This window comes from Roseitalea sp., assembly GCF_984466335.1.
Genome location: NZ_CFIFWG010000107.1, coordinates 1 through 11,072 on the forward strand (window position 1 = coordinate 1; position 11,072 = coordinate 11,072).

General features: G+C 70.3%; 12 protein-coding genes. 4 read left to right on the forward strand and 8 right to left on the reverse strand.

Annotated features, from left to right (window positions below; translation table 11 throughout):
- Positions 1 to 341 (reverse strand): hypothetical protein (locus tag AC5E6L_RS10515; protein ID WP_491773127.1); only part of this gene is annotated, 341 nt, incomplete at its 3' end.
- A gap of 128 nt (positions 342 to 469) precedes the next feature.
- Between AC5E6L_RS10515 and AC5E6L_RS10520 the strand changes: the two genes are divergently transcribed.
- Positions 470 to 1,426, forward strand: a complete 957-nt coding sequence (locus tag AC5E6L_RS10520) for an L-threonylcarbamoyladenylate synthase (protein WP_491773129.1) — start codon at positions 470 to 472, stop codon at positions 1,424 to 1,426.
- On the forward strand, positions 1,423 to 2,832 hold the full coding sequence (locus AC5E6L_RS10525; RefSeq protein ID WP_491773131.1) for an FAD-binding oxidoreductase: 1,410 nt from the start codon (positions 1,423 to 1,425) through the stop codon (positions 2,830 to 2,832). The genes AC5E6L_RS10520 and AC5E6L_RS10525 overlap by 4 nt, the downstream gene beginning before the upstream one ends.
- Positions 2,833 to 2,839: 7 nt before the next feature.
- Here the strand turns inward: AC5E6L_RS10525 and AC5E6L_RS10530 are convergent, their stop codons facing one another.
- The gene (locus AC5E6L_RS10530) at positions 2,840 to 3,031 is read right to left on the reverse strand and encodes a hypothetical protein (protein ID WP_491773133.1); all 192 of its coding nucleotides are present in this window, start codon (positions 3,029 to 3,031) and stop codon (positions 2,840 to 2,842) included.
- 23 nt (positions 3,032 to 3,054) lie between these two features.
- The gene (locus AC5E6L_RS10535) at positions 3,055 to 3,927 is read right to left on the reverse strand and encodes a S49 family peptidase (RefSeq protein WP_491773135.1); all 873 of its coding nucleotides are present in this window, start codon (positions 3,925 to 3,927) and stop codon (positions 3,055 to 3,057) included.
- 213 nt (positions 3,928 to 4,140) lie between these two features.
- On the opposite strand from AC5E6L_RS10535, the gene AC5E6L_RS10540 reads away from it, so the two are divergent.
- Complete coding sequence (locus AC5E6L_RS10540; RefSeq protein ID WP_491773137.1) at positions 4,141 to 5,916, forward strand: acyl-CoA dehydrogenase family protein; 1,776 nt, start codon at positions 4,141 to 4,143, stop codon at positions 5,914 to 5,916.
- 1 nt (position 5,917) lies between these two features.
- Complete coding sequence (locus AC5E6L_RS10545) at positions 5,918 to 6,688, forward strand: crotonase/enoyl-CoA hydratase family protein (RefSeq protein ID WP_491773139.1); 771 nt, start codon at positions 5,918 to 5,920, stop codon at positions 6,686 to 6,688.
- Positions 6,689 to 6,717: 29 nt separating this feature from the next.
- Here AC5E6L_RS10545 and AC5E6L_RS10550 read toward each other — a convergent pair whose 3' ends face one another.
- The 5 genes from AC5E6L_RS10550 to aroC form a co-directional block, all read right to left on the reverse strand.
- Positions 6,718 to 7,476: a TlyA family RNA methyltransferase gene (locus AC5E6L_RS10550; RefSeq protein ID WP_491773141.1), complete on the reverse strand. Its 759-nt coding sequence runs from the start codon at positions 7,474 to 7,476 to the stop codon at positions 6,718 to 6,720.
- A 70-nt stretch (positions 7,477 to 7,546) separates the two neighbouring features.
- A complete protein-coding gene (locus AC5E6L_RS10555; protein WP_491773143.1) occupies positions 7,547 to 7,798 on the reverse strand; it encodes an exodeoxyribonuclease VII small subunit in 252 nt (83 codons plus the stop codon).
- 2 nt (positions 7,799 to 7,800) lie between these two features.
- On the reverse strand, positions 7,801 to 8,730 hold the full coding sequence (locus AC5E6L_RS10560; RefSeq protein WP_491773145.1) for a histone deacetylase family protein: 930 nt from the start codon (positions 8,728 to 8,730) through the stop codon (positions 7,801 to 7,803).
- Between the two features lie 106 nt (positions 8,731 to 8,836).
- Positions 8,837 to 9,937 (reverse strand): 3,4-dihydroxy-2-butanone-4-phosphate synthase, encoded by a 1,101-nt coding sequence (gene ribB / locus AC5E6L_RS10565; RefSeq protein WP_491230222.1) that lies wholly within the window; start codon positions 9,935 to 9,937, stop codon positions 8,837 to 8,839.
- A gap of 9 nt (positions 9,938 to 9,946) precedes the next feature.
- Complete coding sequence (gene aroC, locus AC5E6L_RS10570) at positions 9,947 to 11,044, reverse strand: chorismate synthase (protein WP_491773147.1); 1,098 nt, start codon at positions 11,042 to 11,044, stop codon at positions 9,947 to 9,949.
- Between the last annotated feature and the right edge of the window lie 28 nt (positions 11,045 to 11,072).

Genomic DNA, 11,072 nt, shown 5'->3' on the forward strand with positions numbered 1-11,072 from the left:
TCGTTCTCGATCAGGTTCTGCGGCGTCGGCGCCAGATCGATGTCTTCGGACGTCGTGCCTTCCTCGGCGGCCGCGCCATTGTCCGCCGAACGTTCCTGCGAAGCGGCGGGCGCGCCCTGCGATCGGGTGCCGGCGCCCGGGCCGATGACGACCACGTCCGCGGGCCCGCCCGGCGTTGAGATGACGGCGGGCTCCTCGCCCGCGGGCGGCGCGTCGAACTCGACGAACAGCACGGACGGAAGCGCGGCGTCGACATAGACCGTATAGCCGGCCGTGGCCGGAACCGCCGTTGCGGCGCACAGCACGGTCGCCGCGAGAAGGGCAGACAGGCGGTTTTTCATGGAGCCGGTCCCCGGTTTTCGTGTATCACCCGCTTCGAGATTATGCCCATATGGTTGAGATGATGTTGCCCGACTTGGCTAACGAGCCCTTAACGGGCCGGCCGTCTGCCGGCGCGCCGGCCCCGGTCGTGGCGACCGGCGAGGACGCCGCCGCCCGCGCCGCCGCCATCCTGGCGCAAGGCGGCCTTGTCGCGCTGCCGACCGAGACGGTCTACGGGCTGGCGGCCGACGCGACCGACGGGCAGGCTGTCGCGCGCATTTTCGCCGCCAAGGGCCGGCCGCGCTTCAACCCGCTGATCTGCCATGTCGACGGCTTGGCGATGGCGCGCGCCGTGGCCCGCTTTTCGCCCCTTGCCGCGCGGCTCGCGGCCGCGTTCTGGCCCGGTCCGCTGACGCTCGTGCTGCCGCTTGCGCGCCAGGGCTTCATCCATCCGCTGGTGAGCGCCGGGCTCGGCACGGTCGCCGTGCGGATGCCGCGCGGTTTCGCCCGCGACGTGATCGCCCGGCTGGGCCGCCCGGTCGCCGCGCCCAGCGCCAACCCGTCCGGCAGGATCAGCCCGACCACCGCGCGGGCGGTCGCCGACGGCCTGGGCGACCGCGTCGACCTGATCGTCGATGCCGGCCCTGCCCGCATCGGCCTTGAATCGACGATCGTGCGCATCGACGGCGACCGGCCCGCATGCCTGCGGCCCGGCGGCCTGCCGGTCGCCGAGATCGAGGCCGTGGCGGGCGGGCCGGTCGCGCGCGCCGCCAAGGATGCCGCGGTCGCCGCGCCGGGCATGCTGGCCTCGCACTATGCGCCCGACATGCCGGTGCGGCTCGATGCCTCCGTGGTCCGGCCGGGCGAGGCGTTGCTGGCTTTCGGACCGGACCGGATCGACGGCGCGGACCGGGCCGCCGCCATCGCCAACCTTTCGCCGGAGGGCGATCTGACCGAGGCCGCCGCCAACCTGTTCGCCATGATGGCCGCGCTCGATGCGGCCCGGCCGACGGCCATCGCCGTCATGCCGGTTCCCGCCGAGGGGCTTGGCGAGGCGATCAACGACCGGCTGGCGCGGGCCGCCGCGCCGAGGGCGAACGCATGAAAGAGGCGCTGCGCGACCGGTTCACCGGCATCGTGGGCGCGGGGAACGCGCTCGTCGCCGATGCCGATGTCGCCCCGCACCTGCATGAGTGGCGCGGCCGCTGGACCGGGCGCACCGCCGCCGTCCTCAAGCCCGGCTCCACCGATGAGGTCGCGGCGATCCTCAGGCTTGCCAGCGAGACCGGAACGCCGATCGTGCCCCAGGGCGGCAATACCGGCCTTGTCGGCGGCCAGATACCCGACCCAAGCGGCGGGGCGGTGATCCTCTCCACAAACCGGCTCGACCGTATCCGCGCGGTCGATGTCGAAGGTGACACGATCGCCGTGGACGCCGGCGTGCCGTTGCAGACGGTCCAGGAGACGGCCGCATCCCATGATCGGCTGTTTCCGCTGTCGCTGGCATCCCAGGGCTCCTGCCAGATCGGGGGGAACCTTGCGTCCAACGCCGGCGGGACCGGCGCGCTCGCCTATGGCGTGGCGCGCGATCTGTGCCTGGGGTTGGAGGTCGTGCTGCCCACCGGCGAGGTGCTCGACGATCTCAACCGCCTGAAGAAGGACAATACCGGCTATGACCTGCGCGATCTGTTCATCGGCGCCGAGGGCACGCTCGGTGTGATCACGGCGGCGGTGCTCAGGCTCTTTCCCAGGCCGCGCGGCCGCGCCGCCGCCTTCCTGGCGGTGCCGTCTCCGGAAGCGGCGCTCGATTTCTTCCGCGCGGCGCGCGATGCGTGCGGGCCGTCCCTGACCGCGTTCGAACTGATGGCGCGGATGGGCGTCGCCTTCACCGTCCGGCACATGCCGGGCGTCCGCGACCCGCTCGACGCGCCCCATCCCTGGTATGTGCTGATGGAGGTTTCATCGGGCCGGTCGGAGGAAGATGCCCGCGCGACGCTCGACCGGCTGATCGAGGCCGCTTTCGGCGATGGCCGGCTGGCGGACGGCGTGGTCGCGGCCAGCGAGGCGCAGCGCCTGTCGCTGTGGCGCCTGCGCGAGGCCATGTCCGAGAGCCAGATCCCCGAGGGCGGCTCGATCAAGCACGACATCTCGGTGCCCGTCGCGGCGATACCCGCCTTCATCGCCGAGGCCGGCCGCGCCGTTCTCGACATCGTGCCCGACGCCCGTCCCTGCCCCTTCGGCCATGTGGGCGACGGCAATCTACACTATAACGTCTCCCAGCCCGCGGGCTGGGAAAAGCAGGCGTTCGTGGCGCTGACGGAGCGGATCACGCCCGCCGTGCACGCGGTCGTGCGCGCCCATGGCGGCTCGATCTCGGCCGAGCACGGCATCGGCCAGATGAAGCGGGCGGAACTGGCGGCGGTCAAATCGCCGGTCGCGCTCGATCTGATGCGGCGCATCAAGACGGCGTTCGATCCGGCCGGGATCATGAATCCGGGCAAACTCTTGTAGCGGGTGGCTATTGGTCGTCGCGCGCGGGGCGGTACTCGCCCGTCGCGGGATCCTTGACGAGCGTGCCGACGGCCTTGGTGCCGGCTTCCTTTTCGGCGCGGCGCACCCGCGCGGACACCTTTTCGGCCTCGCGCACGAAGGCGCGATAGCCCAGATAGCCGACCAGCGCCACGGCGGCGAAAAACAGAAGCTGGGGCATTCACACCTCCCTTGCCGGTCCGGTCAAAGCCCGTACCGGTTCCAAAGAGCACGTTCCTCAAGGGCGGACAAGAGCCCGCCCGCCGCCTGCGCGGCGATCGGCGCGGGATCGGTTCCGCCCAAACCCGTCACGCCGGGCTGCGGCCGCCGGCCGAGCAGACCGCGCGGCATGGTGACGAGCTTGAGCTGCGCCTTGTCGCCGTAACGTTCGCGCACGAAGGCGCGCATGTCGCCCAGATGATCGACCAGACCGAGTTCCCTGGCCTTGCCGCCGGCCCAGAACCGCCCCGTGAACAGGTCCGGATCGTCGGCCAGCCTGTCCGCGCGCCGCTCCCTGACCAGATCGATGAAGGTCTGGTGCACCTCGATCTGGATGGCCTTGAGGCGCTCGATATCGTCTTCCTTTTCCGGCTGGAACGGATCGAGCGTGGACTTGTTCCGGCCGGCCGTGTAAACGCGCCGCTCGATGCCGATCTTCCGGATCGCCTCGGTGAAGCCGAAGCCGGCCGAAACCACGCCGATCGAGCCGACGATGGACGACGGATCGGCGATGATCTCGTCGCCCGCCAGCGCGAGCATATAGCCGCCCGAGGCCGCCACATCCTCGGTGAAGACCAGAACCGTCTTGTCCTTTTCGGCGGCCAGGTCGCGAATGCGCTTGAAGATCAGCCGCGACTGCACCGGCGAGCCGCCCGGCGAGTTGACGCTGATCGCCACCGCGGGCGCCTTCTTGACCGAAAAGGCGCGCTCCAGCGCCGGCGCGACGGCGGCCAGCGACAGGTTCTGCTGCAAGGACGAGCCGCCCGGAGCGATCACCCCGCGCAGCCGGACGACCGGAACGAGCGGTGCCGATTTGCGGTAGCGCGCCGGCAGGAAACGCGTCAACATGTTGGCCACGGCGGGTCCCCGTCATTGCTTTGCAGCCTATGTAAGCGGCGCGGGGCGCAGTACAATGGCGCCGCCCCCCGCTCGGGCATGGGCCGCCTCGATTTCGCGCCGAAGCGCTGGACGGAGCCGACTGATGCGCGACCGGAAATTGACGTTTACGTAAAAAGCATGTAGCGCATTCGGGTCGGCGGATGCTGGCCGGCCGTTTGCAGGGAGGCAGACATGTATCGCGCACCCGTCGACGACATCATCCACGCGCTCAAGGCCGTCTCGGGCCTTGGCGAGGCGATGGCCCAGGGCCGTGCCGGCGACCTGACCTCTGATCTGATCGAGGCGATCATGCGGGAGGCGGGAAAGTTCGCGACCGACCGCATCGCGCCGCTGCACCTGTCCGGCGACCGCCAGGGCGCGCGCCTTGCCGACGGCGCCGTCACCATGCCCGACGGCTGGGCCCGGCTTTACGCCGACTGGATCGAAGGCGGCTGGAACGGCCTGCCCGGCCCCCAGGCGCATGGCGGCCAGGGGCTGCCCATGTCGCTGGCCATGGCGGCCATGGAGATGTGGAATTCCGGGTCCATGGCCTTCGGCCTCTGCCCGATGCTGACCATGGGCGCGGTCGAGGCGCTTGAGCGCCATGCGACCGACGATCTGAAATCGGTCTATCTGGACAAGCTCGTTTCCGGCCGGTGGACCGGAACGATGAACCTGACCGAGCCGCAGGCGGGCTCCGACCTCGGCGCGTTGAAATGCCGTGCCGAGCCCTTCGGCGACGGCACATACCGCATCTTCGGCCAGAAGATCTACATCACCTTCGGCGACCACGATCTGACCGACAACATCGTCCATCTGGTGCTCGCGCGCCTGCCCGACGCCCCGGCCGGCACGCGCGGCCTGTCGATGTTTGTGGTGCCCAAGTTCCTGGTCGGCGGGGACGGCGCGCCCGGCGCGCGCAACGATGTGTTCTGCGGCGGCATCGAGCACAAGCTTGGTATCCACGCCTCGCCCACCTGCACGATGATCTTCGGCGACGGCAGGCATGGCGATGCGCCCGGCGCGGTCGGCTGGCTGGTCGGCGAGGAGAACCGGGGCCTGAACTGCATGTTCACGATGATGAACAATGCCCGCCTGGCTGTGGGTGTCCAGGGCGTGGCGGTGGCCGAGGCGGCGACCCAGAAGGCCCTCGCCTATGCCAATGAGCGCCGGCAGGGCAGGGCCCCCGGATGGGACGGCGAGGGCATGAGCCCGATCGTCCTGCACCCGGACGTGCAGCGCGACCTTCTGACCATGAAGGCGATGACCGGCGCGGCGCGCGCGATCTGCTATGCCTGCGCCCACGCCATCGACATGGCGAAGGCGGGCACGGACGAGGAACGCCTGTTCTGGCACGAGCGGGCGGGCCTTCTGACGCCGGTCGCCAAGGCCTTTTCCACCGACATCGGCTCGGACGTCGCCTCGCTCGGCGTGCAGGTGCATGGCGGCATGGGCTATATCGAGGAGACGGGAGCCGCCATCTACATGCGCGACGCGCGCATCGCCCCGATCTATGAGGGCACCAACGGCATCCAGGCGGTCGATCTGGTGCAGCGCAAGCTGCCGCTGTCCGACGGCGCGTGCGTCGGCGCCTATCTCGACGAGCTGTGCGGCATACTCGACAGGTTGCGCGCCTCCAACGACACGCGGTTCGGCGATGCCGGACGCTGTCTGCAAGCGGCATTGACCGACCTGCGCGCGGCGACCGCATGGCTGACCGGCAAGCTGGCCGAGGGCGACACGCAGGCCGTTCTCGCCGCCGCGACCCCCTATCAGCACCTGTTCGGCCTGACCGCCGGAGGCGTCTATCTGGTCAAGGGCGCGCTGGGGGCGGCCAACGGCGTCGACCGCGCTTCGCTCGCCCGCTTCTATGCCGAGAACCTGGCCGGCCAGTCGGGGCCACTGCGCGACCGGGTCGAACGGGGCGCGGCCAGCCTTGCCGCCGCCGGCCGCGCGCTGGTGGCCTGAGATGAGCGCGGCACCCGAAAAGGCCCAGCGGCACATCCTCGTTTCGCGCGAGGGGCCCGTTCAGATCATAAGGTTCAACCGTCCCGGCAAGAAGAACGCGATCACCCGCGCCATGTACGCCGCGCTGACCGAGGCGCTCGCCGAGGCCGAGGCCGACGATGCGGTGCGCGTTCACGTGATCCTGGGGCAGCCGGGCGCCTTCACCTCCGGCAACGACCTCGCCGACTTCCTCGCCTTCGCCGCGACCGGCGAGATGGGCACCGAGGTGCTCGACCTGCTGCGCATCCTGCCCACGCTCGAAAAGCCGGTCGTCTCCGGCGTCGACGGGCTTGCGATCGGCATCGGCACGACGCTGCACCTGCATTGCGACCTGACCTTCGCCACCGGGCGCTCGGTGTTCAAGGCGCCCTTCGTCGATCTGGCGCTTGTGCCCGAGGCGGGGTCGAGCCTGCTCGCCCCGGCGATCATGGGCCATCAGCGGGCTTTTGCGCTTCTGGCCCTGTGCGAGGACTTCTCGGCGCGACAGGCGGCCGATGCCGGCCTGATCTGGAAAGTGGTCGACGAGGACGCCCTCGACGCCGAGGTCATGGCCGCCGCCGGGAAGCTGGCCGCCAAGCCGCCCCGCGCGCTTGCGCTGACCAAGCGGCTGATGAAGGGCGACCGGGGGGCGATCGAGACCCGGATCGCCGAGGAGGCCCAACTGTTCGCCGCGCGGCTCAAATCCGACGAGGCGCGCGCCGCCTTCATGGCCTTCATGGCGCGCAAGGGGTAGCGGCGAGGGCGTCGATCGTCAGCTCGGCGTCAGCCATCCCTGACGCCCCCGAGCAGGAATTCCGCATTGCCGTCGCCGCCGGCGACCGGCGAGGGGATCACGCCACGCCCTGTCCAGCCGGGCCGCGCGTCCAGCCATGCCGCCAGATCGCCGGCGGCGGCCTGCGCATCGTCCGGGCGCACCAGCCCGCCCTTGCCGATCCGCTCGCGGCCGACCTCGAATTGCGGCTTGACGAGCGCGACGAGATGCGCGCCGGGCGCTGCCAGAGCGAGCGCCGGAGGCAGGGCGAGCCTGAGCGAGATGAAGCTGACATCGCAAACGATCACCGACGGCCGCGCGCCGCCCAGATCGGCCGCCTTGAGGTCGCGCGCGTTCAGCCCCTCGGTCAGGCGGACGCGCCCATCGTCCCGAAGCGGCGGGGCCATCTGCCCGTGGCCGACGTCGACCGCGTGAACCGTCGCCGCGCCCGCTTCCAGCAGCACCTGGGTGAAGCCGCCCGTCGAGGCGCCCAGATCGAGGCAGATCGCATCTCGCACGGGGACATCGAAGGCCGAAAGCGCGGCCTTGAGCTTCAGCGCGGCGCGCGAGACATAGGCGGCGGCCGGATCGGCGACGCGCACCGAAGCCGCCGGATCGCAGGGGAGGGCCGGCTTGGTGGCGAGCCGTCCGTCGACCGTCACGGTTCCGCGCAGGATCGCGTCGCGCGCCCGCGCCCGTGTGGCGAAGTGGCCGCGCTCGACGAGCAGCCTGTCGAGGCGCCCGCGTTCGTCGTCGCCGGAATGGGTCATGCGGTCTCATTGCCGGGGCGCGACGGTCGCCGTGCCCGCGCGCGATGCGGCGTTCGCCGGCGCCGCCCGGTCACTCGCCCAGCGGCTCGGTGCCCGTCGCCTCGCCGGACCGGCCGGTCTTGATCTTCTCGATCTTCAGTTCGGCCGCCTTGAGCAGCGCGTCGCAGCGCGCGCGCAGCGCCTCGCCGCGCTCGTAGATCGCGATGCTTTCCTCAAGCGCCACCTCGCCGCGTTCGAGCCGGTCGACGATCTTTTCCAGTTCCTCCAGCGCCTTTTCGAAGGAAAGGCCGGTGACATCGGCGTTCGGGTCGGTTTCGCTCATCTCTATCCCCACATCAGGCGCTGAATGTGCGTGCCGGCGGACGCGGCCAGGCCCTGCAGGTCATAGCCCCCTTCGAGCACGCTGACGAGTCGGTTGTCGGCATGCCGTCCCGCCGCCTCGATCAGCCGCCCGGTCGCCCAGTCGAAATCGTCCTCGACCAGATTGATGTTGGCGAGCGGATCGCGGTGGTGGGCGTCGAAACCGGCGGAGATCACGATCAGATCGGGCTTGAAGGCGTCGATCGCGTTCAGCACGCGCGATCTGAACGCCTCGCGGAACGCCTCGCCCGCATCGCCCGGCGACAGCGGCGCGTTGCAGATGGTGCCGTGCGCGCCGGTCTCGCCCTTGGCGCCCGTGCCCGGATAGAGCGGCATCTGGTGCGTCGAACAATAGAGTACGCTTCGGTCGTCCCAGAAAATGTCCTGCGTGCCGTTGCCGTGATGGACGTCCCAGTCGACGATGGCGACGCGCTCGGCCCCGTGCGCGGCCTGCGCGTGCCGGGCCGCGATGGCCGCGGTGTTGAACAGGCAGAACCCCATGGCGGTTTCTTTTTCGGCGTGATGGCCGGGCGGGCGCGCGGCGACGAACCCATTGTCGAACGCGCCCTCGAACACGCCGTCCACGGCGGCCATCGCCGCGCCGATGCCGTGCAGCGCCGCCTCCATGCTTTTCGGGCCGGCGACCGTGTCGGCGTCGACGCGCGCAAGGCCCTCGTCGGGAATCTGGCCGCGAACCTTGTCCAGAAAGCTTTCGGGGTGCGCCAGAAGCACGGCGCGCTCGTCGGCGCGGGGCGCCTCGACGCGGTCCAGGTCGGCGAAGGCGTCGGCGGTCAGCGCTTGTTCGAGCGCGCGCAGCCGATCGACCCTTTCGGGGTGGCCCGGCGGGGTGACGTGTTCCTTGAAGACGGCATGTTCGAAATAGCGGGTGGCCATGGCGGCAAGGTAGGCATTCGCACCGCTTCGCGCCAGCGCCCGCTTCGGCCGGCGGCCCTTTTCCACCGCCCGTTGCGCGCCGCTCAGGGCGCGTTGGCGGGCCGCTTCACGTGCCTTCGATCCGCTCTGTCGACGCGATTCGGATGCCGAACCCTTCAAGGCCGACATAGCGGCGCTCGCGGGTGGAATAGAGCCGGATCGAGCCGATGCCCAGATCGCGCAGGATCTGCGCGCCAAGGCCGATCTCGCGCCACTGGTTCTCGCGTTCGCGCGCTTCGCTGTGGGCCTCGGTGAGCGGCCGGGCGCTGTTGCGCGCAACGCCCACCGACCCCTCGCGCAGATAGACGACGACGCCGCGCCCGTGCTCGCCGACCATCCGCCGGAGGATTTCGACCGGATCGCGGCCGGACCCGAACACGTCGTCGACCACGCTTTCCAGATGCAGGCGAACCGGGACGTTCTCGCCGTCGCGCACATCGCCGATGACGATCGCCAGATGCTGCATCGGGTCCCAGGGCAGGGTGTAGGCATGGGCCGTGGCCGCCCCCGCGGCGGTCTCGACACGGCTTTCCTCCACCCGCTCGATCAGGGTTTCCTGGCGCTGGCGATGGGCGATCAGGTCGGCGACGGTGACATGTTTCAGCCCGTGCGCTTCGGCGAAGCCCGTCACCTGCGGCCCGCGCATCACCGTGCCGTCGTCATTGACCAGTTCGCAGATCACGCCGACCGGGGGCAGGCCGGCGAGCCGGCACAGGTCGACGGCGGCCTCGGTATGGCCCGAGCGCATCAAGACGCCGCCCTCGCGCGCCACCAGCGGGAAGATGTGGCCTGGCCGGACGAACTCGGCCGCGCCCGCGTTCGGATTGGCGAGGTTGCGCACGGTCAGCGTGCGGTCGTCGGCGGAAATGCCCGTGGTCGTGCCGTGCTTGTAGTCGACCGAAACGGTGAACGCGGTCGAATGGGGCGCGTCGTTCTCGGCCACCATCGGCGCCAGATTGAGGCGCCTTGCCTCCTCCGGCGGCATGGGCGCGCAGACGATGCCGGAGGTGTGCCGCACGATGAAGGCCATCTTCTCGGGCGTCGTGTGCACCGCCGCCACGATCAGGTCGCCCTCGTTCTCGCGCCCGTCATCGTCCATGACGACGACGATCTCGCCTTTTTCGAAGGCGCGCAGCGCCTCAACCACCCTGGCCTGATCATAGCTCATAATATGTCCTCAGATGCGTCCCGTCTGGCCGCGATGGCGCAGATAATGGTCGGCGATCGCGCAGGCGACCATCGCCTCGCCGATCGGCACGGCGCGGATGCCGACGCAGGGGTCGTGCCGCCCCTTGGTCCGCACTTCGACCTCCTCGCCGTCCCTTGTCACCGACCGGGTCGGCGTCAGGATCGACGAGGTCGGCTTGACCGCGAAACGCGCCACCACCGGGGCGCCCGTGGCGATGCCGCCGAGCACGCCGCCGGCATGGTTGGTCAGGAACACCGCACGTCCGTCCTCGCCGATCCGCATCTCGTCGGCATTGTCCTCGCCGCGCAGCGTGGCAGCCTCGAACCCGTTGCCGATCTCGACGCCCTTGACCGCGTTGATCGACATCAGGTGGGAGGCGATGTCCTGATCGAGCTTGCCGTAGACGGGCGCGCCCAGGCCCGCCGGCACGCCGGTGGCGACCACCTCGATCACCGCGCCCACCGACGATCCGTCCTTGCGGATCGCGTCAAGATAGGCGCCGAACCGGTCGACCGCTTCCGCATCGGGGCAGAAGAAGGGATTGGCGCTAACCGCCTCCCAGTCCCAATTGGCCCGCTCGATCCGCTCGGTCCCCATGGCGACGAGCGCGCCGCGCACCTCAAGCCCCGGCACGACCTTGCGGGCGAGCGCGCCGGCGGCGACCCGCGCGGCCGTCTCGCGCGCCGAGGACCGCCCGCCGCCGCGATGGTCGCGCAAGCCGTATTTGGCGTCATAGGTGAAATCGGCATGTCCCGGGCGATAGCGCGCCTTGATCTGCGAATAGTCCTTGGAGCGCTGGTCGGTGTTCTCGATCAGCATCGAGACGGGCGTGCCGGTGGTGATCAGCGTGTCCGGATCGTCCTCGTCTGGAACGAAGCCCGACAGCACCCCGACCGCGTCGGCTTCCCTGCGCTGGGTGGTGAATTTCGACTGGCCCGGCCTGCGCTTGTCGAGGAACGCCTGGATTTCGGCCACCGTGAAACGGATGCCGGGCGGGCAGCCGTCGACGATGCAGCCGAGCGCGGCGCCGTGGCTCTCGCCCCAGCTCGTCACGCGAAACAGATGGCCGAACGTGTTGTGCGACATGAAGGCTCCCCGGTCTGGGCCGGCTTTT